This is a genomic window from Streptomyces sp. MBT65, from assembly GCF_016612545.1.
Classification (GTDB): domain Bacteria; phylum Actinomycetota; class Actinomycetes; order Streptomycetales; family Streptomycetaceae; genus Streptomyces.
Genome location: NZ_JAENRY010000768.1, coordinates 1 through 438, shown reverse-complemented (window position 1 = coordinate 438; position 438 = coordinate 1). Strand labels below are relative to the sequence as shown.

Below are 438 nucleotides of genomic sequence, written 5' to 3'. Positions count from 1 at the left end.
GGGTGTGGTGCGTGCGGCCGCACGGACATGAGCGGCTGCCGCCGCCGGCGACGCGGAGCCTCGACGACCGTCCGCGGTGCGATCCGCCGGACCGGCCCCACGGTTCACAGCTCGGCACGGCCGCGCTTCATGGCCATCGCACAGCAGCTCGGGAGAACATGTGGCCCTCACCCGGCAGGCACGGCACGGAACAGGGGCTCAGGTGGAGATTGCGGGCGCGAGACGGCGGCTGGCGCTGCTGCTGGGGACCTGGGGGCTGACCAGGCTGGTGCTGCTGCTGTTCGTCTTCAAGGTGCTCGTGTTCCCGGGCCCCGACGTCACCAGCGATGTGTCGGTGATCTACCAGAGCTGGTACGAGACGCTGCGCCACGGCTCCTTCCCGCTGGACGACGTCACCTGGCAGTACCCGCCCGCCGCCGCCCTCCCGATCCTCTCCCC

At 71.5% G+C, this 438-nt stretch carries 1 pseudogene; it reads left to right on the top strand.

The annotated features are described in order from the left end of the window. Nucleotides 1-202 precede the first annotated feature (202 nt). Nucleotides 203-438: pseudogene (locus tag JHN63_RS52030) on the top strand (hypothetical protein); the annotation flags it as partial.